The following is a 23,360-nucleotide window of genomic DNA, read 5'->3' on the forward strand; positions in this document are numbered from 1 at the left end:
CGAGTGCGCGGCGGGATCGCCACCGGGCACGGGGGCATTCGTCTCGGGGCGCGTCACGGTGCGGGGGGGGTGGTCCGGACGGGCCGGAGGGAACGTGACGCGGGAGGACGCGGTCCGCAACGTCAGTGCGTGCGGAGCAGCGGGGCTCTCTCCTGCCGGATCGGGCAGGGGGAAGCGGTCTCGCTTCGGGGCGCGAGGCTCAGGCGGGGGCCCTCAGCGGTCACACATTCGACACAGGCAACGAGCACCGGGCGTCGTCATCGCCTCGGTCGCAGGGGTGCGGCAGCTCGTCGTGGTCATGCGGGCCAGTAAAGCAGACACCTGTGCGGGCCGATCAAATGCGTCCACATGGCGGACGCATTTGATCACCCTTTGAAACATCGCAGCTCAGAGGCGTACGGAGAGCTCGATTCCGGAGTCCGTGGGACGTGCGGAGACCGCGGAGAGGTCGGTGACGAGCGTGTCCGCGCGCAGTTCCGCGGGCTCGTGTGTGGTGGCCAGCGCCACGGTGTGCATCCCGGCGGCGCGGCCCGCGGCCAGCCCGGCCGGAGCGTCCTCGAAGACGACGCAGCGCTCCGGAGCGGCGCCCAGCTTCTCCGCGGCGAGCAGGAACGGCTCCGGGTCCGGCTTCCCGCGGGTGATGTCGTCGGCCGCGACGAGCAGCGGCGGACGGATCCCGGCCTCGGCCAGCCGCGCCTCGGCGAGCCGGCGGGTGGCGGAGGTGACGACGGCCCAGCCGCCGTCGGGCAGCGAGGAGAGCAGGTCCCGGGTGCCGGGGAGGATCACGACGCCGCCGCGCGCGTCCTCGACCTCCAGCTGCTCGATCCGGGCCAGCGCCCCGGGGATCCGCTCCGCGGGCAGCAGATCGGCGATGATCTCGGCCGCGGGGCGGCCGTGCAGCGGGATCCGGGCGAACTCCTCGGCGGATATGCCGTGCTCCCGTGCCCAGCGGGTCCAGCACCGCAGCACCGACTCCATCGAGGAGATCAGGGTTCCGTCCATGTCGAACAGCAGCGCGTCAGCGGAGATCTTCATGGGGCGGGAGCCTACGTTCCGGTTCCGGGGGCGCGCGCAGCCGGGCGTTTCGGGCGCATTAGAGTCGTCCCATGCTTGTCAACCGCTTGACCGCGCGCGCCCGGGGGCCGCGCCGCTCCACGGTGAGGTCCCGGTGATCGACGCGCTGACGATCGTGGTCGGCGGGACCGCGCTCGCCCTCGCCGCGTGGTGCGGATTCGCCTTCCACCGTGACCAGCCGACCAAGGACTGGCACTTCATCGGCATGGCCGTGGTGACCCTGCTCGTCGTCGTCCAGCTCGCCGTCGGTCTCGTGCGGTTGGCAGGCGGGGAGAAGCCGCACGAGGGCACCGCCATCTTCGTCGCGTATCTGCTGGGCGCCGCCGCCGCCGTGCCCGCGGCCGGATTCCTCTCACTGTCCGAACGGACCCGGTGGGGGTCGGCGACGGTGTCGGCCGGTGCCGTGGTCCTGGCCGTGCTCGAGGTGCGGCTGTTCGACATCTGGGGAGGCTCCGGTGCCTGAGTCCGCCGCGTCACGTGAGTCCACCACCGCGCCGGAGTCCGCCGCGGCACGCGAGTCCGCCGCTGCCCAGGAGCCCGCCGCCCAGGAGTCCACTGCGGCGCCGGACTCCGCGACCGCGCGGGAGTCCGTCGTCGGTCCCCGCGGCCCGGCGGACAGTGGGCCGGAACCGGCCCCCGGAATCCGCGCCGGGCGGCTCGGTGAAGGACCCGGCCGGCTGCTGGTGCTGCTCTACGGCGTCTTCACGGTGGGCGCCACGTCCCGTTCCGTGGTCCAGATGCTCATGAAGTTCGACGAGGCGCCGCTGGCGTACGTGCTCTCGGCCGTCGCCGCGCTGGTCTACGCGTTCATCCTGGTCTCGCTGGTCCGGGGCGGCGAGCGGGCCCGCCGGCTGGCGATGGTGTGCTGTGCCGCCGAACTCATCGGCGTCCTCACCGTGGGCACCTGGACCCTGGCCGAGCCGTCGGCGTTCCCGGACGCCACCGTCTGGTCCGACTACGGCATGGGCTATCTCTTCCTGCCGCTGGTGCTGCCGGTGACCGGACTCCTCTGGCTGCGCCGGGCCCGCCGGGCGTGACCGCCCGACGGGCCCGTGCCCATGCCCATGCCCATGCCCGGGCCCGGGGAACGCTCAGGCGCTGGCGACGAGGTCCGGTACCACATCCTTTTCCAGGGTGACCGTCTTCTCCAGGGTGACCATGCTCAGCTTCCGGGAGATCTGCTCGGTGGAGACGGGCGCGTAGCCGCAACGGCGGTAGAGCCGCAGATTCCCCTCGCTGCGGTGGCCGGTGAGGAGCCGGTACCGCTTGGCCTCCAGTTCCCCGGAGAGCCGCTGCTCGATCGCCCGGAGCAGCCGTCCGCCCAGACCGTGGCGCTGCATCCGCGGATGCACGATCAGATGGGCGATGCCCGCCGTGCCGTCCCCGTCGACCGTGCCGCGCACCGAGCCGACGACCTCCTCGCCGAGCCGGGCCACGAGCACGCAGCCCCGGCCCAGTTCGGCCCGCAGGGCGTCCAGGGACTGGGTCAGGGGTTCGAGGGTGTAGTCGCCGTAAAGTGCCGCCTCGCTCTGGTAGCAGAGGTACTGGAGCTTGAGAATCTGCTCGGCGTCGTGCTCGGTCGCCGCAGAGATGGTCACGCTCATGCCCATGTGCGCATGCCTCCCCTAGTCGGTCCGTCCGGGCGCGATGAGGGTGGTTGGCCGCGCCCGGGCCGTTGGCCCTTCCGTGGAGCCGCCGTGGGGTGCACGCCGCCTCCGTGGCGCCGGTCGGCTAACGCTCCTTTCCCCGAAGTTCGGGAGCCGCAACCTCCGCCAGGAGCATTCTGCGCAAACATCCAAGGCATCGGGAACGCGTCGGCCCCAAACTCCCTTGTGAGATACCCAACTCACCTGCGACTTCGCGGTACGTGGGGTCTTTCGGCGACAACATCGCAGCCAGCAGCCCCGGGCAGCGCCCGGGGAGCCGGGCCACGGCCGTACGCACCGCCCGGCATGTCTCGGCCACCAGCACTCGGTCCTCGACCCCGGGGGACGGGTCCGCCGCCCGCTCCACGGCGGGCCCGCCGGTGCCGGCGACCCGGTGTCCGGCGGGAGCGGCCGCCCCGTACGGGACCTCGTGCAGCGCCCGTCGCCGGGCGAGCCGTCCCTCGGTGCGCACGGCGGCCCGCAGCCACGCGGCCGGGGCGGCGGGCGGCCCGGCCTGCCGGCTGCGCTCCAGCAGCCGTACCCAGACGCTCTGTTCGAGATCCGCCGGCTCGACTCCGGTGCCGTACGCCTCGGCCGCGGCCTCGGCGGCGAGCAGCGGGCGCAGGGCGATGAGCAGATCGCTGGATGTCATACCGGGCGGGACATCCGGGGCGTGCGCGCCGGTTTCACCGCGCGGACCGGCTCACCCGTCCGTGTCGGGGCCCGGTGTCGTACGCAGGGCTTCCAGGGGACGGTCACGTTCCGGCGAGGGGCGGCTGTTCCGGGAGAGACCGGAGGAAGGCGCACCGCCACCGGGCCCCGAGGACAGCGCGGTCCTCGGGGCCCGGTTCCGGTGGTGACCGGTTCCGGTGGTGACCGGTGGCCGTGGTGACCGGTGGCCGTGGTGACCGGTGGCCGTGGTGACCGGTGGCCGTGGTGACCGGTGCCGGATGGTGACGTCCGACGCGGCGGGTGACCTCCGGCAGGGTGCCGGGCCACGGGCGCCGAGGGCCCGCGGACCGGGGCGGCAACCGGATTCCGGTTGTCCCCGGTGGCCCCCGCCGCCCCGTGGCGCCCGTCGGCACTGCCCCCCGGGTCAGCTCTTGCCGAGGAAGGCGTCCCGGGCGAGCAGCGCCGTGTCGCAGTTGTCGGAGAAGATGCCGTCGATCCCGGTCTCGAAGTACCGCTTGAACGCCCCGAACGCGTCCCCGTAGGCGTTGGGGTCCGTGCCGCGCCGGAAGTCGGCGGGCAGGAAGCTGTTCTCGTTGCGCATGGTGTACGGGTGCAGCAGCAGCCCGGCCGCGTGCGCGTCCTTGACCAGCGTCGTCTCCTTGCCGAGGTTGCCCTTGGCGTCCTGAGGAATGATCAGGTTCAGCCAGGGGCCGATGCCGTCGGTGAAGCCGGCCATCCACTTCAGGCCCTCGGGCTTGACCAGGTCGGCGACGGTGCGGGGGTCGCCCGCCTCGACGAAGTCGTACGGCCGGGTGTCCGCGGCGTCCAGCAGCACGATGCTCGGGGTGGACACCAGCTTGCGCAGCCGCTGGATGCTGCTCGGCTCGAAGGACTGCAGGAAGGTCGGCGAGTCCTTCCGGTGCCGGCCGTGCGCCCGGAGCAGCTTGGCGAGCCGCTCCTCCAGACCGAGGCCCAGCTTCCGGAAGTAGGTGGGGTGCTTGGTCTCGACGTAGAGCCACACCGGCCGGCCGCGGCGCCGGCCCTGCTCGTCGGCCCAGCGAAGGACCTCCTGGAAGGTCGGTACGGCCCAGCGTCCGTCGTAGAGGGTGTTGTGCTGGCGCGTCTTGGGGATGCGCTCCTTGGCGCGCAGGGTCTTCAGCTCGGCGAGGGTGAAGTCCTCGGTGAACCACCCGGTGAGGCTCTTGCCGTCGACCTTCTTGGTCGCCTTGCGCGAGGCGAACTCGGGGTGGTCGGCGACATCCGTGGTGGCGGTGATGTCGTTCTCGTGCCGGCAGACGAGGTGCCCGTCCTTGGTGGGCACCAGGTCCTGCTCGATGATGTCCGCCCCCAGGTCCAGCGCGAGCTGGTACGAGCCGAGGGTGTGCTCCGGACGGTAGCCGCTGGCGCCCCGGTGGCCGATGACCGTGGGCACCGGGAGACCGCGGACGCCGCGGTCCGTCGCCCGTCCGTCGGCCGCGGCGGTCCCGGCTCCGCCCAGAACGGCCGCTCCCGCGCCGAGGGCCGCGACCCCCAGGAGGGCGCGCCGCCCCGGCTGCATCTCCTGCTGCATGAGCACTCCTCGATGTGATCGGCTGCGATCAAGTCCTTACGGAAAAACTTCGGATGATCGTATGCGGCACCGCACTTCGCAGGGGAGGCACCCCGCAGAACGCAGGAGTAACAGACGTCAACAACACGTATCAGTCGGGTGAACCCGACGTGCGATCGTGGTTGACCCGCGAGTATCGTCCTCACCTGCGCACTCGTACGGTGAACTGGTTCCCCGTGGGTGCACCAGCCGACCACCACGACCGGAGGGCCCGTTGTCCCGCATCATGCTCAAGGCGTTTCTCGGATTGCTCATGCGCGTCCTGTTCCGCCCGAAGGTCGAGGGCATGGAGCACATCCCGGAGTCGGGTCCGGTGATCCTCGCCGGCAACCACGTCACCTTCATCGACTCCATGTTCCTGGCCCTCACCGTGAAGCGGCAGGTCTTCTTCATCGGCAAGGACGAGTACGTCAAGGGCAAGGGCGTCAAGGGCCGGCTGATGGCGTGGTTCTTCACCACCTCCGGCATGATCCCGGTCGACCGGGACGGCGGGCGCGGCGGCGTCGCGGCGCTGATGACCGGCCGCCGGGTCCTGGAGGAGGGCAAGGTCTTCGGCATCTACCCGGAGGGCACCCGCTCCCCCGACGGCCGCCTCTACCGCGGCCGGACGGGCGTCTCCCGGCTGGCGCTGATGACCGGTGCCCCGGTGGTCCCGTTCGCGATGATCGGCATGGACAAGGTGCAGCCCGGCGGCAAGGGCCTGCCCCGGATCAGCCCGGTGACCGTCCGCTTCGGCGAGCCGCTGGACTTCGCCCGCTACGACGGCATGGACCGCGACCGCTATGTGCTGCGGGCCGTGACCGACGAGGTGATGAGCGAGGTCATGCGGCTGTCGGGCCAGGAGTACGTGGACATCTACGCCACCAAGGCGAAGGCCGCGTAGCCTCCGCGCGCGGCAGCCGGAGCGCCGACGGCCCGTCAGGGCCCGTCCCGACTCCGCGCCGCGGTCCCGGCCGCGGCACCGACACCTGACCGGCCCCCGCCCGAGGCGGGGGCCTCGTCGTGTACGGACCCGTGTCGCACTCCGGCCCGCGTCGCATACCGGCCGGGGCACGCACCTCGCCGCCCGGCGCACCGGCCGCCCCGTCGTATCCCGGCGCCGGCCCCGCCCCACGGCGGGGCGGCCGCTCCCCTACTCCTCGGCGCCCTTGCGGGTGCCGGCGATGCGCTGTGCGTAGTGCTGCACGATCTGGGTCTCCGCGTCCTGCAGATACGCGGCCAGCAGCTGCTCCGCCTTGACCGGGTTGCCGGTGCGGAGGGCGCCGAGGATCTGCCGGTTGCGTGCCAGGTACGGCTCGTGGAAGCTGCGCTGGTTGTCCATCATGTGGAAGACCAGGCGCAGTTCGGCCAGGATGCCCTGCATCAGCTCGTCGGTGCGCGGGCTGTTGGCGAGGGCCACCAGGTCGCGGTGGAAGTGGATGTTGGCGGTGCCCAGGTCGAGCCAGGACCCGGCCTCGGCGGCCCGCTCCCCCTCGGCGACGGCGGCCTCGGCCGCCTTGAGCTGGTACGGCGGGGCACCCAGGTTCCGGATCACCGCGCACTCCACGAGCGTGCGCACCCGGAAGATGTCGACGACTTCCTTGACCGCCGGGATCCGGACGAAGACACCCCGGTTGAGTTCGTGGGTGAGCAGCCGCTCGTGGGTGAGCAGCCGGAACGCCTCGCGGAGGGTGTTGCGGGAGATGCCCAGGGCTCCGCCGATGGCCTCCTCGGAGAGCTTGCTGCCCGGTGGCAGAAGACCTTCGGCGATCCGCGTCCGCAGGATGTCCGCCACGCGTTCGGCGGTGCTGGTGCGGCCCAGCAGGGCACGGTCACCGGCGAGCGCCGCCGGATCGACCTCGGTTCCCACGGTCTGTTCCTCTCGGAGAGGGCCCATTCGTCACCGGTGCGGTCCACACCGCTCCGCTGCGCATTCTAGGTGGCCCGGGTGAGAACAAGGCAACAGACTTCTTGTCGGATCGTTCAACGATAACTACCATGAGATGCGGCTGCCGACCACGGCGGCATCCTCACCTCGCGCCCGACCCCGGGCCGGTGACCTGCCAGCCGTTACAGCCCGGCGGACCGGTACCGGGCCCGGGCCGCCTCCGGACCGCACCGCGGACCGACGGCGGCACCCCGGGCAACGGCCGTGTCCTTCCGAGAGGCCGTGCCCTTCCGAGAGCAGAGGAACGTGATGACCGCTATCGCCGCCCCCGGAGCACTCACGCCGGAACGGGCCCGCGCCCTCTTCCGGGACGGCGCGGCCGCGCCCACCACTGGCTGGTCGACCGGGTACACGCAGGTCAACCTGGTCTCCCTCCCCCAGGACTGGGCGGACGAGTTCCTGCTGTTCTGCCGGCGCAACCCCACCGCCTGCCCGGTCCTCGACGTCACGGACCCGGGAGGCCACTCCACACCGCTCGCGCCCGGAGCCGACCTGCGCACCGATCTGCCGCGCTACCGCGTCTGGGAGCACGGCGAACTCGTCGACGAGCCGGACCGGGTCGTGGACCGGTGGCGGCCGGACCTGGTCACCTTCCTCATCGGGTGCAGCTTCACCTTCGAGTCGGCGCTGGCCGAGGCGGGGGTGCCGCTGCGCCATGTGGAACAGGGGCGGAACGTCCCGATGTTCCGGACCACGGTGGAGTGCCGTCCGGCGGGGCGGCTGCGCGGCCCGATGGTGGTCAGCATGCGGCCGGTGCCCGCGGATCTGGTGGACACCGCGGTCCGCGCGACCGCGCTGATGCCCGGGGTGCACGGTGCCCCGGTGCACACCGGCGACCCGGCGGCCCTGGGCATCGACGCCCTGGACCGGCCGCACTTCGGCGATCCGGTCTCCGCCGCGCCGGGCGACGTCCCGGTCTTCTGGGGCTGCGGGGTCACCCCGCAGGCCGTACTGATGGCCTCCCGCCCGCCGTTCGCCATCACTCACGCACCCGGGTACATGTTCATCACCGACGCACGGGACACGGACTACCGCATAGCGTGACCGGTCGTGAGGACCGGTCCGAGACCCTCGGGAGAACGAAAAGCGATGTCAGGCACAGTCGTCGACCTCAACGCCGACCTGGGTGAGAACTTCGGACGGTGGACTCTCACCGACGACGCGGCCCTGCTGTCGATCGTCAGCAGCGCCAATGTCGCCACCGGGTTCCACGCGGGCGATCCCAGCACCATCCGGCGGGTCTGCGATCTCGCCGCAGAGCGCGGCGTACGCATCGGGGCCCAGGTCTCCTACCGGGATCTGGCCGGGTTCGGCCGGCGGGCGATGGACGTGCCGCCGGACGAGCTCGCCGACGAGATCACCTACCAGATCGGCGCCCTCCAGGTGTTCGCCCGGGCCGCCGGTGCGGACGTCGTCTACGTCAAGCCGCACGGCGCGCTGTACAACCGGGTCGTCACCGACCGGGAGCAGGCAGCCGCCGTCGTCGCGGGGATGCGGCACGCCGATCCGACGCTGCCGGTGCTCGGCCTGCCCGGCTCGGCCCTGCACGCCGCCGCGGAGGAGGCGGGCCTGCGGACCTTCGCCGAGGCGTTCGTCGACCGGGCCTACACCGCCGAGGGCACCCTGGTGTCCCGGCGGCAGCCGGGGGCCGTCGTCACCGATCCGGACCGGATCACCGCGACGGCGCTCTCCCTGGCCCTCGACGGCAGGACGAGCGCCCTCGACGGGACCGATGTCGCGGTCCGGGCCCGGTCCCTGTGCGTGCACGGGGACACCCCCGGAGCCGTCGCCCTCACCCGCCGGGTCCGGCAGGCGCTGGAGGAGGCCGGGGTCAGGGTGGAGGCCTTCGCATGAGGGTGATCCCGGTCGGGGAGGACTCGCTGCTGGTCGACCTCGATGGCGCGGAGCAGGCGCAGGCGCTGTACGCGGAGCTGCGGCGGCGCGGCGCGGAGGGAGAGCTGACCGGCGTCCGGGAGATCGTGCCCGCCGCGCAGACGGTGCTGCTCCGGGGCGTCGACGCCCCGGACGGGCTCGCGGCCGAGCTCCCGCGGTGGCAGGTACCGCCGCTGACCCTGGACGAGGGCCCGCTGGTGGAGATCCCCGTGCGCTACGACGGTGCGGACCTCGCCACCGTCGCCGCGCTGTGGGGGGTGGCGCCGGAGGAGGTGCCGGAGGTGCACGCGAGCCATGAACACCGGGTCGCCTTCTGCGGGTTCGCGCCAGGCTTCGGCTACATGACCGGGCTTCCCGAGCAGTACCACGTGCCCCGTCGGGACACCCCGCGCACCTCCGTCCCCGCCGGGTCCGTCGCCCTCGCGGGGCCGTACACCAGCGTCTATCCCAGCTCCTCCCCCGGCGGCTGGCAGTTGATCGGCACCACCGGGCTCCGGCTGTGGGACGTCAGCCGTGACCCGGCGGCGCTGCTGACGCCCGGTACCCGGGTGCGGTTCGTCCCGGAGGACCCGGCGCGGCCGGGTGCGGAATCCGGGGCCGCGCGGTCGCCCGCGCGGACTGCGGGGCCGTCATGACGGGGGCCGGGCTCGACGTTCTCCGGGCGGGTGCCCTCACCACCGTCCAGGACTTGGGGCGCTTCGGTCACGCGGCCCTCGGAGTGCCGCGGTCCGGCGCCCTGGACCAGCCCGCGCACCGGCTCGCCAACCGGCTGGTGGGCAACGACCCCGGGGCGGCGACCCTGGAGACGACCATGACCGGGGTCGCCCTGCGCACCACCCGTCCCGTCATGGCCGCCGTGACCGGGGCTCCGGCGCCGGTACGGGTCGACGGCCGGCCGGTGCCCTGGGCGGCTCCGGTGCGGCTGCCGGCCGGAGCGGTGCTGGAGGTCGGCGCCGCGTCGGCGGGGCTGCGCAGCTATGTGGCGGTCAGCGGCGGCATCGCGGTGGAACCGGTGCTGGGCAGCAGGTCCACCGATCTGCTCTCCGGTACCGGCCCGCCGCCGCTCGCGGACGGGGACACCCTGCCCCTGGGCGGGCCGTTCGGGCATCCCGTCCCCGCCGACATCGCCCTGTGGCAGGCGCCGCCGCGTGAGCTGGTGCTGCCGGTCCTGCCGGGGCCGCGCGACGACTGGTTCACCCCGGCCGCGTGGCACACCTTCACCTCGGTGCGCTTCACCGTCTCCTCGCGCAGCAACCGGATCGGGCTGCGCACCGAGGGGCCGGCGCTGGAACGGGCGCGGCCCGGCGAACTCCCCAGCGAGGGCATGGTGCTGGGCGCGGTCCAGGTGCCGCCCGACGGCAAGCCCGTGGTCTTTCTCGCCGATTGCCCGACGACCGGCGGCTATCCGGTCATCGGGGTGGTTCCCGAGGCGCATCTCGCCGCCGCCGCGCAGGCCGTACCGGGGTTGCCCGTGCGCTTCGTGACGGCGTCACGGCGCCGGCCGTCGGCCGCGCCCCGAACGGCGTCCGCTGCGGCGGGGCGGGGCTGAGGGGACCGGACCGAGGGGACCCCGACGACGCAACAGACATGAGGCCCGGGGGCCACGGGTGAGACCGCGGCCCACCGGGCCGGTGGATTTCTCCGGCCGGTGGATTTCTCCGGCCGGTGATTCCTCCGGTGCGGCGCCGACTCCCCGGCTCAGCACGGGATTTCAGCACACGTTGTCGCGTGCCGTGTCATGTCGCACGCCGTCGCAGACCTTCCGTGGACGGAAGGCCTGCGACGTGCCTGCGGTGGGAGGCGCCGGCCCCGGTGAGGAGTCCGAGCGGGCTCCGGCTCCTACGCTTCGAGTTCCTGGCCCCGGGTCTCGGGCAGGCCCAGCAGGGCCACCAGCGCGATCACATAGCCGATCGCTCCGTAGACCAGGGCACCGCCCACCCCCGCGCTGCCCGCGGAGAATCCGACGGCCGTGGGGAAGAACGCGCCGACCGCGCGGCCCACGTTGTACGTGAAGCTCTGCCCGGTGCCGCGGACCGTGCCGGGGTACAGCTCGGCGAGGAAGGAGCCGAAGCCGGAGAAGATGGCCGACGAGCAGAAGCCCAGCGGGAACCCGAGGAACAGCAGCAGGGTGTTGGAGCCCGCGGGGATGTTGATGTAGGCCATCAGCAGACCCGCGCTGAGGACCGCGAACAGCGCGAAGGACTTCTTGCGGCCCAGGAAGTCGGTGACGTACCCGCCGGTCAGATAGCCGCAGAACGCACCGGTGATGAGCAGGAAGAGGTAGCTGCCGGTGCCGACGACCGTGAGGCCCCGCTCGGCCTTGAGGTAGGTCGGCAGCCAGGTGGCGATGGTGTAGTACCCGCCCTGGACACCGGTGGCGAGGAGCGAGGCGAAGAACGTCTTGCGGGCCAGGTCGCCCTGGAAGATCGCCGACAGCGGGAGGCGGGTCTTCTCCTTGGCCAGGCGCTCGGCCACCGCGGGGGCGTCCTTGACGTTGCGGCGCAGGTAGAGCAGCAGCAGGGCCGGCAGCGCGCCGGTGAAGAACATGACCCGCCAGGCGAGATCGGGCGCGACGGTGTCCATCACGACCGTCGAGACGATGACGGCGAGGCCCCAGCCGACCGCCCAGGAGCTCTGGATGAAGGCCAGCACCCTGCCCCGGTATCGCGCTCGGGCGTACTCCGCCACCAGGACCGCGCCGGCCGCCCATTCACCGCCGAAGCCGAGCCCCTGGAAGGCCCGGCAGACCAGCAGCATCGGGTAGTTGACCGCGAAGCCGCACAGCACGGTGAAGACGGCGTAGGTGCCCACCGTGATCATCAGCGTCCGGACCCGGCCGACCCGGTCGATCAGGACCCCGGCGAGGATGCCGCCGAACGCGGACACCAGCAGGGTGACCGTGGTCAGCAGGCCCGTCTGCGCCTGTGTGAGGCCGAAGTAGGCCGCGATGGCGACCATGCTCAGCGGCAGCACCTGGAAGTCGTAGGAGTCCAGGGCGAATCCGCCGAAGGCCCCCTTGAAGGCGCGTCGGCCCTGGGGCGTGAAGGACCGGTACCACCCGAGGCGGCCGGTCACCTCGTCGGCGACGGGCGGGGAGCTGGTGGGTGTGGCTGTCACAGGGCACCTCACAGGGGAAGGACGGCAGTCCAGGACGGATGCCGCGCCGCGCCGACGAACGGACGGAGCGGACGCCGTGGCCCCGCCGACGCGGGACACCGGCGGCGGGCCGTCGACATGCATCCTGGCATGGGAGACAACGTAGATATCGTTGAACGATCCCTCAAGAGTTCGGGAGAGATTTCCTCGGCATCGGTTGTGTCACGGCCTCCGCAACGCGCCGGAAACGGGGAGCGCCCAGCCGGGGCCGACGAAGCCCCCGCGACGACCGGCACGGCGTCCGACCTGGCCCTTTGCGGCGCGGGAGAGGACGGGCGGCCCGAGTGGAAACGGCCCCGGCCGCCCCTCGATGCCTTGAGGGGCGGCCGGGGCCGCACTCCGTTTCCCGACTCCTGCTTCCCGACTCCCGCCGCCTGCGCAGCGAGCTCGGCACCCTCGGCGGGACGGTGCCGTCAGACCTCCGCTCCGGCGGCCGGAGCGGCTTCCGGCTCGTGGCCGTCGCCCTCGGTCGCGTCCCGCTCGCCGTCCTCGAGCTTCTGGCCCCGCAGCAGGAACCAGGCCGCCGCGGCGGTCGCCAGGAGCACCACGGCGCCGAGGCCGGCGGCGATCCGCAGTCCGTCGACGAAGGCCTCCTGCGCCGACGACAGCAGCGCACTCCGCACACCGCCCGGCAGCCCCGCGGCCACCTCCACGGCGCCGCCCAGCGACTCGTGGGCCGTGGCCGACACGGTCTCCGGCACCCCCGCCGGGGCGGTGAAGCCGCGGTAGACGCCGGTGACCACCGAGCCGAGGAGCGCGATCCCCAGGGCCGCGCCGAGCTCGTACGCCGTCTCGGAGACGGCCGACGCCGCGCCCGCCTGCTCCTTGGGCACGCTGGAGAGGATCACGTCCGCGGTGACGGTGAAGGAGAAGCCCGCACCGATGCCCACCACCAGCAGCGCCGCGCCGAGCATCGGGTAGCCCGCCCGCACGTCCAGCAGGGTCAGCACGGCGAGCGCGAGGCCCACCGCGGCCAGCCCGCCCGCGACCACGATCCGCACCGAGAAGCGCCGGGCGAGGGTTCCGGCGACGAGTCCCGCGGACACCGCTCCCACCGCGGCGGGCAGTTCGGCGAGCCCAGCCTCCAACGGCCCCCGCATCTGCACGAGCTGGAAGAACTGCGAGAGGAAGAAGACCAGACCGGAGAGGCCCAGGACGGTGAGCAGGTCCGCCAGCACCGCGCCGGAGAATCCCCGGTTCCGGAAGAGCCGCATGTCCAGCAGCGGCGCACGGAGGGTGAGCTGGCGCCGGGCGAACACCACCAGGGCCAGGACCCCGACGAGCCCCGCGGCCACACCGTCCCAGCGGAGCCCGTGGGCCGCCAGCTCCTTGACGCAGTACACGACGCCGACCATGCCGACGAGGGACAGCGCGACACTGAGCAGGTCCCAGGGGCCGGGGTCGGGGTTCCGGGACTCGGGCAGCAGCTTGGCTCCGACCAGCACCAGGACGGCCATCACCGGAAGGTTGATCAGGAAGACCGAGCCCCACCAGAAGTGCTCCAGCAGGAATCCGCCGACCACCGGCCCGACGGCCGCGCCCGCGGACGCCATGGCGCCCCAGATGCCGACGGCGAGGCTGCGCTCCCGGGGGTCCGGGAAGAGGTTGCGGATCAGCGCCAGGGTCGCCGGCATCAGCGTCGCGCCGGCGACGCCCATGAGGCCCCGGGCCACGATCATCATCTCGGGCGAGGTGGCGTACGCGGCCAGCGCCGAGAGCCCGCCGAACGCCACCGCACCGATCAGCAGCAGCTTCTTGCGCCCGACCCGGTCGCCGAGGCTGCCCATGGAGACCAGGAGTCCGGCGATGACGAAGGAGTAGACGTCCCCGATCCACAGCAACTGGGTGCCGGACGGGCGGAGGTCCTCGCTGAGGAACGGCGTGGCCAGACCCAGGACGGTCGCGTCGACCGCCACCAGCAGCACGGCAAGCACCAGGACGGCGAGCGCGATCCAGCGTCCGGGCGCTCCGCCCGGTATCGCGCCTCCCCCTCGCTTCCGGCCGGTCGTACCCGAGGCCGACAGACGCTCGGCGGTCTCGCTGCTCACTGCTCCACTCTCCGAATCATTCCGCCGAGCAGGAGCTCGGCGACCAGGTAACCGGCGTCCTTGGACGCCACTCTGCCCTCCTGGACGGTCCAGGCCGAGGCGGCGATCAGGGCGTAGAGCGCCTCGGTCAGCCAGGCGGGGGTCAGGTCGATACGGAACAGGCCCTGCTCCTGCCCGCGCCGGAAGAGGGCGCCGACCCGCTCGTCGATCCGGTTCCAGCCCTCGTCCATGAGCTCGGGCTCGAACAGCTGGTTCTCGCTGTAGAGGAAGGCCAGGAATCCGGAGACCGGAACGGCCTCCGCGACGAGCCGGCGCACCGCCTCGACCGGGTCCCCCTCCTCGATCCGGGCCGCCGTCACACAGGCCTCCACCTGCCGCACACCGAGCCCGCCGAGCGCCTTGACCAGGGCGTCCCGCCCGGCGAAGTGCCGGTGGAGGGTGGCCCGGCTGATGCCGGCGGCCTTGGCGATCTCGTCCATGGAGGCGGTCGCCTTGCGGCTGAGGAGGGCGGCAGCGTCCCGCAGCACCCGTTCACGATCGACTGACATGAGACAACTCTAACCCGAATGAGACATCATTGTCTCACTCGATACTCAAAAGGCTCCGATGAGGCAGCAGTGTGTGACGTTCGGCTGACGGAAGGTGCCGTCGGGGCGGCGCATGAGGCCGCAGCTCTCACGGCCGGGCGCAACCTCAGGTGATGACGTGCGGAGGCGTCCGCAGGTTGCCCGGGGCCCGTCGTCAGGTACGAGCGCGCGGCCGGGCGGAGGTCGTCGCCGCGCTTCGGCCCGGCGCCGGCGGGGACGACCGGTATCCGGCAGGGGCGCCCCCGGAACTCCTCCGAGCACCGGGCACCACCGCGGCGGGCTTCCGCCTCAGCCGAGGACTTCGAGCGGAGCGGCGGCGAGTTCGGCCGGAGCGCCCTCGTGGACGCGGCGGCCGGCGCCGGGGATCAGGTCCACGGCAGCCGGGACCGGTGCCGCCAGTACGCGGCGGGCTCGTCCGAGATCCCGGCGAGCGCGGCGATGTCGCCGTCGTCCAGCCGGAGTTCGGCGGCGGCGAGGTTGGAGGCGAGCTGGCCGGGGGTGGCCGCGCCGGACAGGACGGTTCCGGCCCACGGCTCGTGCAGCACCGCCGCCAGCGCCACCGTGTCGCACCCCACCCCCTGCCGCTCGGCGATGCGGGTCACCTCGGACGGCGCAACCTCGGGTGCGGCCAGCCGGCCGTTGGCCATGGACTCCTTGACGATGACGTGGAGGCCCGCGTCCCGCGCCTCGGCGAGCGCCGGGCCGGCTGAGCTCTCCAGCACGTTGTAGGTGGACTGCACGCTGCGGAAGAGCCGTTCGCCGTCCACCGTCACCTCCAGGGCCGCGCGGATCGCGTCGGCCTGGGCGGGTCCGCTGGTGGACAGGCCGACCGTGACGCCCTCCGCCGCCAGGCGGGCCAGGCGCTCATGGAGTCCGCGGTCGGTCAGGGCCGGGCTCTCCGGCGTGACGGAGTGGATCTGGTACACGTCGAGCCGGTCCCCCAGGACCGCCCGGGTCTCGGCGTACTGGCGGTCGAACGCCGCCGCGCTGTGGTCCTTGACCTCGTGCACCTCGGCGTCGGTGCGCCAGTCGGCGGTGTAGGTGTAGCCCCACTTGCTGCCGACCACCACGTCCCGGACATCGGGGCGACGGCGCAGCCAGTCGGCGAGGAACTCCTCGGACCGGCCGTAGGAGCGCGCCGCGTCGTAATAGCGCACGCCGCGGGCGTACGCGGCGTCCAGCAGGGCGTGGGTGTGCTCGCGCAGGGCGTCGACCGTGCGCTCCGCCGGAAGGTCGCGGTCGCGCCCGAGGTTGATGTACCCGGGCCGGCCCACGGCGGCGAGGCCGAGTCCGATACGGGCCGTCGGCGCGGTCTCTCCCGCACCTCCGGCACGGCGGGCGAATGCCATTCCGGCTCCCTGACGTGCTGTCCGACGGTGGGTTCGCCCGTCACGTTAACCGATGGCGGCGCCCTCCCCCGCAGGTGGCGGGCCGTTCCGCGGGGTCGCAGCAGGAGCGGGGAACCCGGGCGCGGGCGCCCGAGTGGCGCCGCTCGGGGGCGACTCCGCCCCGGCGCCGCACCTCCCACGCGGCGATATTCCGAAGCGCTGCGCGACCGAGCCGCCGAGCCGCGCGACCGACGCCGTCGAGGGGAGGGAGCCGGCCGGTGGTGGCACCGGCCCCCTGGTGCGTGATGTCCCGGATGGTCACACTGCACCCCGGAGCGCTCGCAAAAATCACGTGTGGTAGGCGTTCGCCCCATGAGACGCTGGCGGCCGGTCCGCCACGGACGGTCGCCGGGCGTTCCACCGGGGCCGACGGCACGGCGCGGACGGCCACTCGGCTCTCGCGGCTGGGGAGTTCGGCGCCCGCCGCCGACGAACCTCGCCGTCGATGAGCGGTGACGCCCGGCAGAAGAAAGGGCTTTCCGTTGTCATTGCGATGCGCTCGCTATTTCCGCACCGAATTCGATCGCGCAACGCGCCCCTTTCCCGGAGCATGGTGCGCCACCGACGGAAAGACTCTCAGCCTTTTCGATTCGCACCATGCGCAGGGGCGTCACGCACCATGCCCGGACCCCTCGGGAAGAAATGGAGAAGCCCCCGGAAGGCCCTCGATCCCGGGCCGTCCAGGAGGCTTCATTTCCCCCTCGCCATGCGGCTTGTCACGAAAGGCCGCCCACCCCGTCGGTGAGTCGGCAGCCCTGCCACACCTCACGTCCTCAGCACCGGCCCGCCGAGCATTCGACCGCTCTGCAGAGCCATGGCCTGCACCGACGCCCCGGCGAGCGCGGCGAACGACGCGTGGTGGTCATCGGCCGCCGCCGCGGCCGCCGGGAACAGTGCCCGCGCCGCCGCACCCCCGGACAGCCCGCCTCTCAGCAGCCGCGCAACGGCCGTGCGACCGAAAAGCCTTTCCATGACTCCCCCTTCGAGAATTCCCTGAACAGTGACCGTGTATCCCGTCCTCATTACTGTCTCCCCCCCATACATGACGACTCCGGCAACGGACACACTTCTCCCCCGTCCGCACCGGACACGGGCGTTGGCATTCCGCCCGTGGCGCTGCCGTGCTCAACTGGTATTCACTCTAAGGGGAGGCACTGACAATGGGCCCCCCAATTCCGCGGGCGGCGGGCTCGGGGGGCTGTGCGTGCGGGTGACCGGGCGGCGACATGCCCGGAATGGGGAGGGGGCGCAAGCAGCACCGCCGTGGTCCGCCCGGAGTCGTGGGCGGACCGGACGGAGGCGGGCCGTCCGGGCTGAGCGGGTCTCTGACCAGGCAATTCCGCGCGGAGCAACGGTCCGTGGGGGTACCGGGGCGCACAGCACCCCGGCCGGAGCGGAGCCCTCCGGGGCAGGTCCGGAAGTGCCGTGCGGACCGTGCGTAACAGAACAGGAACAGAAGAGAACGGACGGGCGGGAGCACGAGCAGCCGGCCCGGCGAAAGACGTACGGGAGGGTGCCGCGCAGAACGCCGCGCGGTCCGGAACCGGTGGACGGAACGGGCCCCGTTCCGGGCGGTCGTACCGCTCGGAACGGGGCCCTGCGGCCGTCACCGGCCGCGTGACGCGGCCGGTCAGCCCTTGGCCGCGGCCCACTCCTGCTGCCGGGTCAGATCGGCCTTGACCTCGGCGAGTTGTGCGGCCACCGCCGACGGCGCCGTGCCGCCGCGGCCGCTGCGCGCGGCGAGCGCGCCCGGCACATTGAGCACCGTGCGGACCTCGGGCGTCAGGTGCGGGGAGATCCCGGCGAACTGTTCGTCCGTCAGCTGGTCGAGCTCGATGCCGTGCGCCTCGCACTCCTTGACGCACTCACCCGCGACCTCGTGCGCCACCCGGAACGGCACGCCCTGCCGGACCAGCCACTCGGCGATGTCCGTGGCGAGGGAGAAGCCCGCGGGCGCCAGTTCCTCCATGCGCTCCCGGTTGACGGTGAGCGTGGCCATCATGCCGGTGAACGCGGGGAGCAGCACCTCGAGGGTGTCGCAGGAGTCGAAGACCGGCTCCTTGTCCTCCTGGAGGTCGCGGTTGTAGGCGAGCGGCAGCGCCTTGAGCGTGGCCAGCAGACCGGTGAGATTGCCGATCAGGCGGCCGGACTTGCCACGCGCCAGCTCGGCGATGTCCGGGTTCTTCTTCTGCGGCATGATCGACGACCCGGTGGAGAAGGCGTCGTGGAGGGTGACGAAGGAGAACTCCTTCGTGTTCCAGATGATGATCTCCTCGGCGATCTTCGAGAGATCGATGCCGATCATGGCGGTGATGAAGGCGAACTCGGCGACGAAGTCCCGGGACGCGGTGCCGTCGATGGAGTTCCCGGCGGAGCCGCGCTCGAAGCCCAGGTCGGCGGCGACGGCCTCCGGGTCGAGACCGAGCGAGGACCCGGCGAGGGCGCCCGACCCGTAGGGCGACACCGCGGTGCGCTCGTCCCACTGCCGCAGCCGCTCGGCGTCCCGGCCCAGCGCCTGGACGTGCGCGAGGACGTGGTGGGCGAAGAGCACCGGCTGGGCGTGCTGGAGGTGGGTGCGGCCGGGCATGGCGACGTCCGGGTGGGCCTCGGCCAGGCCGATCAGCGCCGCCTGGAGGTCGGCGACCAGGCCGCCGATGATCCGGGCGTGGTCGCGGAGGTACATCCGGAAGAGGGTCGCGACCTGGTCGTTGCGGGAGCGGCCGGCGCGGAGCTTGCCGCCGAGGTCGGGGCCGAGCCGCTCCAGCAGGCCGCGCTCCAGGGCGGTGTGCACGTCCTCGTCGGCGATGGTTCCGGTGAACGAGCCGTCGGCGACATCGGCTTCGAGCCGGTCGAGCCCGGCGAGCATGCGCTCCAGCTCGTCGGCGGTCAGCAGCCCGGCCTTGTGCAGCACCCGGGCGTGCGCCCGCGACCCGGCGATGTCGTACGGGGCGAGCCGCCAGTCGAAGTGGACGGACGCCGACAGCTTGGCCAGGGCCTCGGCGGGTCCGTCGGCGAACCGGCCGCCCCAGAGCCGGACGTCACCGGACGCCTTCTCCTGCGACTCCTGCGACTGCGCGCCGTTGCTCAACTCTCTGCTCCTCGTGGCTGGGATAGACGCCCGCCTCCCCACCGGGGGCGGGGAGGCGGGCGGTGGTACGGACGGTACCGCGGGGCGGCGTGGATCCCCGTCAGGCCAGGTCGCGCTTGGCGGCGATCTTCGAAGAGAGACCGAAGATGTCGATGAAGCCCTGCGCCTTGGACTGGTCGAAGGTGTCGCCCGAGTCGTAGGTGGCCAGGTTGAAGTCGTACAGCGACTCCTCGGAGCGCCGGCCGGTGACGACGGCCCGGCCGCCGTGCAGGGTCATCCGGATCTCGCCCGACACATGGGCGTTGGCCTCGGCGATGAACCCGTCCAGCGCGCGCTTCAGGGGCGAGAACCACAGGCCGTCGTAGACGAGCTCGCTCCACCGCTGCTCGACCTGCCGCTTGTAGCGGGCCAGCTCGCGCTCGACGGTGACGTTCTCCAGCTCCTGGTGGGCGGTGATCAGCGCGATCGCGCCCGGGGCCTCGTAGATCTCCCGGGACTTGATGCCCACGAGCCGGTCCTCGACCATGTCGATCCGGCCGATGCCCTGGGCGCCCGCCCGCTCGTTGAGCTGCTGGATCGCCTGGAGGACGGTGACCGGCTTGCCGTCGATGGCGACCGGGACACCCGCCTGGAAGGTGATGATCACCTCGTCGGCCTCGCGGGGCGTGGCCGGGTTCTGGGTGTACTCGTAGACGTCCTCGATCGGCGCGTTCCAGATGTCCTCCAGGAAGCCCGTCTCGACGGCGCGCCCGAAGACGTTCTGGTCGATGGAGTACGGGGACTTCTTGGTGGTGGCGATCGGGAGGTTCTTCTGCTCGCAGAAGGCGATGGCCTTGTCCCGGGTCATCGCGTAGTCCCGGACCGGGGCGATGCACTTCAGGTCGGGCGCGAGGGAGGAGATGCCGGCCTCGAACCGCACCTGGTCGTTGCCCTTGCCGGTGCAGCCGTGGGCCACGATCGAGGCGTTGTGCTTGTGCGCGGCGGCGACGAGGTGCTTGACGATGGTCGGCCGGGAGAGGGCGGAGACCAGCGGGTAGCGGTCCATGTACAGGGCGTTGGCCTTGATCGCCGGGAGGCAGTACTCGTCGGCGAACTCGTCCTTGGCGTCGGCGACCTCGGCCTCGACGGCACCGCAGGCGAGCGCGCGCTTGCGGATGACGTCCAGGTCCTCGCCGCCCTGGCCGACGTCCACGGCAACGGCGATGACCTCGGCGCCCGTCTCCTCGGCGATCCAGCCGATGGCGACGGAGGTGTCCAGGCCGCCCGAGTAGGCGAGTACGACGCGCTCGGTCACGGGTTTCTCCTTACGGTGCAAACGCTGATGGGTATAAGTATGCAGCCCTCTGCATGATTCGTCAATGTCGGCCCGCGCGGAGTCGTACCGTCCGGTCGGCCCGCCCGGCGGACGCCCCGGCGGGCCCGTTCCCGGACCGCCGTCGGCCCGTTCCCGGACCGCCCTCGGGCCCGCCGGCCACCCGTAACCGGAACCGAATGAGCAACCCGGCCCGGAGTTGCGTACCAGTGGGCGAGCCCCGGCGCCTCGTAACCGTCCCGGGGTGATCCGGGAGGGCGGCACCGTGGCAACGATGCAGATGATTCAGGAGGGCGGCAGGGCCGCCAGACGACGGGCGGAAGCGCGGATGCGGCCACGCCGCTCCCCCGCCACACCCCTGTTGGCCGTGCTGTGGGCCGGGGTGGCGGGCGTGGTGGCGCTCTGGTGGCAGGGCACCAGCGCCGTGACGGCCACCGCCGACTGGCTCACCGGAGCCGGGCGGATCACCGGACTGCTGGCGGGCTACTCCACCGCCGTGGTGATCGCGCTGATGGCCCGGGTCCCCGCGCTGGAGCGGCGTATCGGCTCCGACCGGGTGGCCCGCTGGCACGCGATGGCGGGCCGCTACACGGTGTTCCTGGTCCTCGCCCACTTCCTGCTGATCCTGGGGGGCTACGCCGTCGAGGCGGGCACCGGCCTGGTGGAACAGACCGTCACCGTGGTCCTGGAGTACCCCGACATGATCGAGGCCACGATCGGGACGGTCCTGCTGCTGGTCATCGGCGGTGTCTCGGCCGCCGCCGTCCGCCGGCGGCTGCGCTACGAGACCTGGTACTACCTGCACCTGCTGACCTACGCCGCGGTGTACCTGGCCTTCTGGCACCAGCTGTCCACCGGCTCCGAGTTCGCCGCCGTCCCCCCCGCGCAGACCGCCTGGTACGCGCTGTACGGCACGGTCACCGCGCTGGTGCTGTGGTACCGGGTCCTCGTCCCCGTCCGGCTCAATCTCCGGCACCGGCTGCGGGTGGAGTCCACCGTCCAGGAGGCGCCGGGGATCGTCTCCGTCATCATCCGCGGCGAACGGCTGGACCGACTCGACGCGCAGGCCGGACAGTTCTTCCGCTGGCGCTTCCTGGCCCCCGAGCTGCGCTGGACCTCCAACCCGTACTCGCTGTCCGCGCCGCCCGCCTCGGGCCTGCTGCGGATCACCGTCAAAGAGGCCGGGGACCACAGCGCGGCCCTGGCCGGCCTGAGCCCGGGCACCCGGGTGTGGGCGGAGGGCCCCTACGGAGCCCTCACGGCGGCCCGCCGGCAGCGCGGCCGGGGCACCAAGGTCCTGCTGATCGCCGGTGGCGCAGGCATCACCCCGATGCGGGCCCTCTTCGAGACGATCCCCGCGGGCCCCGGCGACCTGACCCTGCTGTACCGGGCGCGCAGCCAGGAGGACCTGGCGCTGTGGGGCGAGCTCCAGGCCATCGCCCGGACGCGCAAGGCACGGCTGCTGTACGCCGTCAACGGCCCGGACGGCGAACGGCCGGAGATCAGCTCCGAGTCCCTGACCCGCGTACTGCCCGACATCGAACGGCACGACGTCTACCTGTGCGGACCTCCCGGCCTGGCCGAGGAGTCCTATGCGGCACTGCGCGAGGCCGGAGTCCCGGCCCGCCGAATCCACCACGAGTCCTTCGAATTGTGAGCCCATGAGAACGCACCCGATCCGCCGCATTCTGCTGACCAGTGCGGCCACCGTGTCCGGCGTCGTCCTGCTGCTGGCCCTCAAGGCCCCCGGACTGCCGGGGTCCTCCGCGGAGGCGGGAGCCCCCGCCGCGCAGGCGAGCGCCCCGGCGCAGCCCGGGAACGCCGGGGGCCAGGAGGCCGGGCAGGCCCCGCCGTCGTCCGGAGGGGAGAGCGGCGCCCGGACGGTCACCGGGAAGGCCGTGCGCACCGACTACGGGCCGGTCCAGGTCCGGATCACCCTCTCGGGCGGCCGGATCACCGCGGCGACCGCCGCGCAGGCCCCGTCGTCCAGCCCGAAGTCGAAACAGATCACCGCCAAGGCGGTGCCCCGGCTGGGTGAGGAGGCCGTGGCGGCGCAGAGCGCGGAGATCGACGCCGTCTCGGGCGCCACGTACACCAGCCAGGGCTACCGGCAATCCCTGCAGAGCGCCCTGGACGAGGCCCGATGACCGACCTCCGGCGCGTGCGCCGGGTCGAACACGCCATGGGGACGGTCTTCTCCTTCGACATCCGCGGGGAGGGCGCGGCCCAGGCCGGAGCGGCCGTGGAGGCGGCGGCGCGCTGGCTGCACCGGGTGGACGAGCTCTTCTCCACCTACCGGCCGGAGAGCGAGCTGAGCCGGCTGTCCCGGGGCGAGCTGACCCAGGCCGAGTGCGATCCGCTGATCGCGGAGGTGCTGTCGCTCTGCGAGTCCGCGGAGGCGCGCAGCCACGGCTGGTTCAACGCCCGCTACGGGGGCCGCCTCGATCCGACGGGGCTGGTCAAGGGGTGGGCGGTGGAGCGCGCCTCGCTGCTGCTGACCGCGGCCGGGGTGACCGACACCTGCATCAACGGCGGCGGGGACATCCAGTTGAGCGGCCGGCGCGAACCGGGCGGCCCCTGGCGGGTGGGGATCAGCGACCCGCTCCAGCCGGGCCGGTTCGTGACCGTGGTGGAGGGCGAGGGCGAACTCGCCGTGGCCACGTCCGGCACGGCGGAGCGCGGCTGTCACATCCTGGATCCGTACACCGGCTCCCCGCCCCGGCACGGGCTCGTCTCGGTCACGGTGCTCGCCCGCGGACTGACCGCGGCGGACGCCTGGGCGACGGCGGCGTTCGCCTGGGGCCCGGGATCCCGCGAGTGGCTGGAGGAACTGCCGGACGTGGAGGCCTTCGCCGTCACCGCGGACGGGAGCACCTGGTGCACCGCGGGGTTCGGGCAGTTCGCGCCCGTCGCCTGAGGGCGTGCGAGGGCGTGACGCGCGCGGTCCACGGTCCGCGGCA

At 72.7% G+C, this 23,360-nt stretch carries 22 protein-coding genes; 10 read left to right on the top strand and 12 right to left on the bottom strand.

The genetic code is table 11. The annotated features are described in order from the left end of the window. Positions 1 to 387: 387 nt before the first annotated feature. Entirely contained in the window at positions 388 to 1,035 is a 648-nt protein-coding gene (locus AC3EQ1_RS02380; protein WP_432092533.1) for an HAD-IA family hydrolase, read from the bottom strand. A gap of 133 nt (positions 1,036 to 1,168) precedes the next feature. On the opposite strand from AC3EQ1_RS02380, the gene AC3EQ1_RS02385 reads away from it, so the two are divergent. Beyond that, positions 1,169 to 1,537 (top strand): hypothetical protein, encoded by a 369-nt coding sequence (locus AC3EQ1_RS02385; protein WP_432092534.1) that lies wholly within the window; start codon positions 1,169 to 1,171, stop codon positions 1,535 to 1,537. Positions 1,538 to 1,715: 178 nt separating this feature from the next. Then, positions 1,716 to 2,111, top strand: a complete 396-nt coding sequence (locus tag AC3EQ1_RS02390) for a hypothetical protein (protein ID WP_432092630.1) — start codon at positions 1,716 to 1,718, stop codon at positions 2,109 to 2,111. A 54-nt stretch (positions 2,112 to 2,165) separates the two neighbouring features. On the opposite strand, the gene AC3EQ1_RS02395 is transcribed toward AC3EQ1_RS02390, so the two are convergent. From AC3EQ1_RS02395 to AC3EQ1_RS02405, 3 genes are all read right to left on the bottom strand, one after another. Then, positions 2,166 to 2,684 carry a GNAT family N-acetyltransferase gene (locus tag AC3EQ1_RS02395; protein ID WP_432092535.1) on the bottom strand — a complete coding sequence of 173 codons (519 nt, stop codon included), beginning with the start codon at positions 2,682 to 2,684 and terminating at the stop codon, positions 2,166 to 2,168. A gap of 121 nt (positions 2,685 to 2,805) precedes the next feature. Then, entirely contained in the window at positions 2,806 to 3,372 is a 567-nt protein-coding gene (locus AC3EQ1_RS02400; RefSeq protein WP_432092536.1) for a sigma-70 RNA polymerase sigma factor region 4 domain-containing protein, read from the bottom strand. 444 nt (positions 3,373 to 3,816) lie between these two features. Next, positions 3,817 to 4,962, bottom strand: coding sequence for a glycerophosphodiester phosphodiesterase (locus AC3EQ1_RS02405; protein WP_432092537.1), 1,146 nt, complete (start codon positions 4,960 to 4,962; stop codon positions 3,817 to 3,819). A 253-nt stretch (positions 4,963 to 5,215) separates the two neighbouring features. On the opposite strand from AC3EQ1_RS02405, the gene AC3EQ1_RS02410 reads away from it, so the two are divergent. Further along, positions 5,216 to 5,884: a lysophospholipid acyltransferase family protein gene (locus tag AC3EQ1_RS02410; protein WP_351509316.1), complete on the top strand. Its 669-nt coding sequence runs from the start codon at positions 5,216 to 5,218 to the stop codon at positions 5,882 to 5,884. 249 nt (positions 5,885 to 6,133) lie between these two features. On the opposite strand, the gene AC3EQ1_RS02415 is transcribed toward AC3EQ1_RS02410, so the two are convergent. Then, on the bottom strand, positions 6,134 to 6,850 hold the full coding sequence (locus tag AC3EQ1_RS02415) for a GntR family transcriptional regulator (protein WP_432092538.1): 717 nt from the start codon (positions 6,848 to 6,850) through the stop codon (positions 6,134 to 6,136). A 327-nt stretch (positions 6,851 to 7,177) separates the two neighbouring features. Here AC3EQ1_RS02415 and AC3EQ1_RS02420 point away from each other — a divergent pair, with 327 nt between their 5' ends. Genes AC3EQ1_RS02420 through AC3EQ1_RS02435 form a run of 4 tightly spaced genes read left to right on the top strand, consistent with a single transcriptional unit; the run spans position 7,178 to position 10,370 of the window. After that, positions 7,178 to 7,972 carry a putative hydro-lyase gene (locus AC3EQ1_RS02420; RefSeq protein WP_432092539.1) on the top strand — a complete coding sequence of 265 codons (795 nt, stop codon included), beginning with the start codon at positions 7,178 to 7,180 and terminating at the stop codon, positions 7,970 to 7,972. A 45-nt stretch (positions 7,973 to 8,017) separates the two neighbouring features. Further along, entirely contained in the window at positions 8,018 to 8,782 is a 765-nt protein-coding gene (locus tag AC3EQ1_RS02425; RefSeq protein ID WP_432092540.1) for a LamB/YcsF family protein, read from the top strand. Then, positions 8,779 to 9,456: a 5-oxoprolinase subunit B family protein gene (locus AC3EQ1_RS02430; RefSeq protein ID WP_432092541.1), complete on the top strand. Its 678-nt coding sequence runs from the start codon at positions 8,779 to 8,781 to the stop codon at positions 9,454 to 9,456. Before AC3EQ1_RS02425 ends, AC3EQ1_RS02430 begins: the two co-directional genes overlap by 4 nt. Beyond that, on the top strand, positions 9,453 to 10,370 hold the full coding sequence (locus AC3EQ1_RS02435; protein ID WP_432092542.1) for a 5-oxoprolinase subunit C family protein: 918 nt from the start codon (positions 9,453 to 9,455) through the stop codon (positions 10,368 to 10,370). The genes AC3EQ1_RS02430 and AC3EQ1_RS02435 overlap by 4 nt, the downstream gene beginning before the upstream one ends. A gap of 290 nt (positions 10,371 to 10,660) precedes the next feature. Here AC3EQ1_RS02435 and AC3EQ1_RS02440 read toward each other — a convergent pair whose 3' ends face one another. The 7 genes from AC3EQ1_RS02440 to AC3EQ1_RS02470 form a co-directional block, all read right to left on the bottom strand. Next, the gene (locus AC3EQ1_RS02440) at positions 10,661 to 11,938 is read right to left on the bottom strand and encodes an MFS transporter (RefSeq protein ID WP_432092543.1); all 1,278 of its coding nucleotides are present in this window, start codon (positions 11,936 to 11,938) and stop codon (positions 10,661 to 10,663) included. 452 nt (positions 11,939 to 12,390) lie between these two features. Further along, positions 12,391 to 13,956, bottom strand: a complete 1,566-nt coding sequence (locus tag AC3EQ1_RS02445; protein ID WP_432092631.1) for an MFS transporter — start codon at positions 13,954 to 13,956, stop codon at positions 12,391 to 12,393. A 65-nt stretch (positions 13,957 to 14,021) separates the two neighbouring features. Beyond that, positions 14,022 to 14,573 (bottom strand): TetR/AcrR family transcriptional regulator, encoded by a 552-nt coding sequence (locus tag AC3EQ1_RS02450; RefSeq protein ID WP_432092544.1) that lies wholly within the window; start codon positions 14,571 to 14,573, stop codon positions 14,022 to 14,024. A 404-nt stretch (positions 14,574 to 14,977) separates the two neighbouring features. Then, entirely contained in the window at positions 14,978 to 15,961 is a 984-nt protein-coding gene (locus AC3EQ1_RS02455; protein ID WP_432092545.1) for an aldo/keto reductase, read from the bottom strand. A gap of 804 nt (positions 15,962 to 16,765) precedes the next feature. Next, positions 16,766 to 16,972 carry a hypothetical protein gene (locus AC3EQ1_RS02460; RefSeq protein ID WP_432092546.1) on the bottom strand — a complete coding sequence of 69 codons (207 nt, stop codon included), beginning with the start codon at positions 16,970 to 16,972 and terminating at the stop codon, positions 16,766 to 16,768. A gap of 658 nt (positions 16,973 to 17,630) precedes the next feature. Beyond that, positions 17,631 to 19,088, bottom strand: a complete 1,458-nt coding sequence (gene argH, locus AC3EQ1_RS02465; protein WP_432092547.1) for an argininosuccinate lyase — start codon at positions 19,086 to 19,088, stop codon at positions 17,631 to 17,633. Between the two features lie 100 nt (positions 19,089 to 19,188). Next, the gene (locus AC3EQ1_RS02470; protein WP_351509338.1) at positions 19,189 to 20,382 is read right to left on the bottom strand and encodes an argininosuccinate synthase; all 1,194 of its coding nucleotides are present in this window, start codon (positions 20,380 to 20,382) and stop codon (positions 19,189 to 19,191) included. Between the two features lie 292 nt (positions 20,383 to 20,674). On the opposite strand from AC3EQ1_RS02470, the gene AC3EQ1_RS02475 reads away from it, so the two are divergent. Genes AC3EQ1_RS02475 through AC3EQ1_RS02485 form a run of 3 tightly spaced genes read left to right on the top strand, consistent with a single transcriptional unit; the run spans position 20,675 to position 23,317 of the window. Further along, positions 20,675 to 22,057, top strand: coding sequence for a ferredoxin reductase family protein (locus AC3EQ1_RS02475; protein ID WP_432092548.1), 1,383 nt, complete (start codon positions 20,675 to 20,677; stop codon positions 22,055 to 22,057). A gap of 4 nt (positions 22,058 to 22,061) precedes the next feature. Next, positions 22,062 to 22,547 (top strand): FMN-binding protein, encoded by a 486-nt coding sequence (locus AC3EQ1_RS02480; protein WP_432092549.1) that lies wholly within the window; start codon positions 22,062 to 22,064, stop codon positions 22,545 to 22,547. Then, positions 22,544 to 23,317 (top strand): FAD:protein FMN transferase, encoded by a 774-nt coding sequence (locus tag AC3EQ1_RS02485; RefSeq protein WP_432092550.1) that lies wholly within the window; start codon positions 22,544 to 22,546, stop codon positions 23,315 to 23,317. The genes AC3EQ1_RS02480 and AC3EQ1_RS02485 overlap by 4 nt, the downstream gene beginning before the upstream one ends. The last annotated feature ends 43 nt before the right edge of the window (positions 23,318 to 23,360 follow it).

It is taken from the genome of Streptomyces sp. bgisy100, assembly GCF_057709105.1.

Excerpts from the sequence above, each read along its gene's own strand:
- AC3EQ1_RS02395 (WP_432092535.1), bottom strand. The coding sequence starts at position 2,684 with ATGGGCATGAGCGTGACCATCTCTGCGGCGACCGAGCACGACGCCGAG.
- AC3EQ1_RS02430 (WP_432092541.1), top strand. The coding sequence starts at position 8,779 with ATGAGGGTGATCCCGGTCGGGGAGGACTCGCTGCTGGTCGACCTCGAT.
- AC3EQ1_RS02475 (WP_432092548.1), top strand. The coding sequence starts at position 20,675 with ATGCAGATGATTCAGGAGGGCGGCAGGGCCGCCAGACGACGGGCGGAA.
- AC3EQ1_RS02480 (WP_432092549.1), top strand. The coding sequence starts at position 22,062 with ATGAGAACGCACCCGATCCGCCGCATTCTGCTGACCAGTGCGGCCACC.
- AC3EQ1_RS02405 (WP_432092537.1), bottom strand. The coding sequence starts at position 4,962 with ATGCAGCAGGAGATGCAGCCGGGGCGGCGCGCCCTCCTGGGGGTCGCG.
- AC3EQ1_RS02380 (WP_432092533.1), bottom strand. The coding sequence starts at position 1,035 with ATGAAGATCTCCGCTGACGCGCTGCTGTTCGACATGGACGGAACCCTG.
- AC3EQ1_RS02460 (WP_432092546.1), bottom strand. The coding sequence starts at position 16,972 with ATGGAAAGGCTTTTCGGTCGCACGGCCGTTGCGCGGCTGCTGAGAGGC.
- AC3EQ1_RS02485 (WP_432092550.1), top strand. The coding sequence starts at position 22,544 with ATGACCGACCTCCGGCGCGTGCGCCGGGTCGAACACGCCATGGGGACG.
- AC3EQ1_RS02400 (WP_432092536.1), bottom strand. The coding sequence starts at position 3,372 with ATGACATCCAGCGATCTGCTCATCGCCCTGCGCCCGCTGCTCGCCGCC.
- AC3EQ1_RS02425 (WP_432092540.1), top strand. The coding sequence starts at position 8,018 with ATGTCAGGCACAGTCGTCGACCTCAACGCCGACCTGGGTGAGAACTTC.
- AC3EQ1_RS02455 (WP_432092545.1), bottom strand. The coding sequence starts at position 15,961 with ATGGCATTCGCCCGCCGTGCCGGAGGTGCGGGAGAGACCGCGCCGACG.
- AC3EQ1_RS02435 (WP_432092542.1), top strand. The coding sequence starts at position 9,453 with ATGACGGGGGCCGGGCTCGACGTTCTCCGGGCGGGTGCCCTCACCACC.
- AC3EQ1_RS02420 (WP_432092539.1), top strand. The coding sequence starts at position 7,178 with ATGACCGCTATCGCCGCCCCCGGAGCACTCACGCCGGAACGGGCCCGC.
- AC3EQ1_RS02450 (WP_432092544.1), bottom strand. The coding sequence starts at position 14,573 with ATGTCAGTCGATCGTGAACGGGTGCTGCGGGACGCTGCCGCCCTCCTC.